The sequence below is a fragment of the Paracidovorax anthurii genome, assembly GCF_003269065.1.
Classification (GTDB): Bacteria; Pseudomonadota; Gammaproteobacteria; order Burkholderiales; family Burkholderiaceae_C; genus Paracidovorax; species Paracidovorax anthurii.
Window position 1 is genome coordinate 1 of the sequence record NZ_QLTA01000130.1, and the last position, 1057, is coordinate 1057.

1 protein-coding gene is annotated in these 1057 nt (G+C 53.8%); it reads left to right on the forward strand.

The features are described 5' to 3' along the window. Positions 1-502: 502 nt before the first annotated feature. Positions 503-940 (forward strand): hypothetical protein, encoded by a 438-nt coding sequence (locus AX018_RS25865; RefSeq protein WP_245951844.1) that lies wholly within the window; start codon positions 503-505, stop codon positions 938-940. Positions 941-1057: the final 117 nt, after the last annotated feature.

Consider the following 1057-nt stretch of genomic DNA (forward strand, 5'->3'; position numbering starts at 1 on the left):
GTCGTCCTCAAACCGTTCTGGTGGCCGCCATGGCATAAATCCGTCTGGGGTTGGGGCTATGCCGTCTTCGAACTGATTTGTGCAACAAAGCCGATGGGTACATCAAGCGTGAGGACTTTGGCAAGAAGGAGCTTGAGTCTTTGGATTCCCATAGGGAATGGATCCTGATGAATGATCAGCGGTATGCAAGTGTTTGGATAAACCTTTGGCGTACGGGAATCTATGGCTTTGGAGGGTTGGCTTTGCTGAATGGCTTGCTCGGGGTCATGATGCTCCGGTCTGAGAGGCGGAGGAATACCCGCAGGGATTGATGTTTTCTGAAATCGGATGATTCACTCATTCGATATGCCGATGGGTGGGTTTGAACGTATCCAAAGCATGCTCTCGATTTGCCGTAGTGCAGTCGCCGTGCTCTTCGCTGTAGTCGCAAGAATCCTGGTGGGTGCACGCTGAATGGCAGTCGAAGATTACATGTCTTTTGGTTTTTATGAGATTTTGAAGAATGGCTGCATGTTTCAATTGCCGTGCTTATGTTTCTTTGTATGAAAATGCATGCCGGAATTGCGGCTCTGCTTTCAGGCCGGGTACATGGCAAACCGCCACCGATGCAATCGAACCGGCTGCAGGTGGCTGGGGTTTCAGCCCGGACACTTTGCGCAGCCGCACCTTCCGCGTGGTGAATCTGGCGGTGCCCGTATGGGTGCCATTGGTGGTCGGGGTGCTCCTGGGGCCGCCGTCCGGTGGGGCGGCCGGGCTTATGGTGCTTTTGGTTCTTTTTATTTTCATACCGGGGGTGTATGTGATTGGAAACCTCCCTCGGTGGACAGGGTTCGTCCGATTGCTCGCTTGTCTGGCCTATGTGGTCTTGGCGGAGGTGACTGCTTTCCTGGTGTTGCTCGGCCTGGATTGGGTGTGGAAAAACGCGGCGTTTCTTTTATGAATCGAGCGCAGCCCTCAGCGGTTTGCACCGGCTTTGTTGCACAAATCAGTTCGAAGACGGCATAGCCCCAACCCCAGACGGATTTATGCCATGGCGGCCACCAGAACGGTTTGAGGA

What these genes read in the sequence shown, in the direction of transcription:
- AX018_RS25865 (WP_245951844.1), top strand. Translation starts at nt 503, where the DNA reads ATGGCTGCATGTTTCAATTGCCGTGCTTATGTTTCTTTGTATGAAAAT.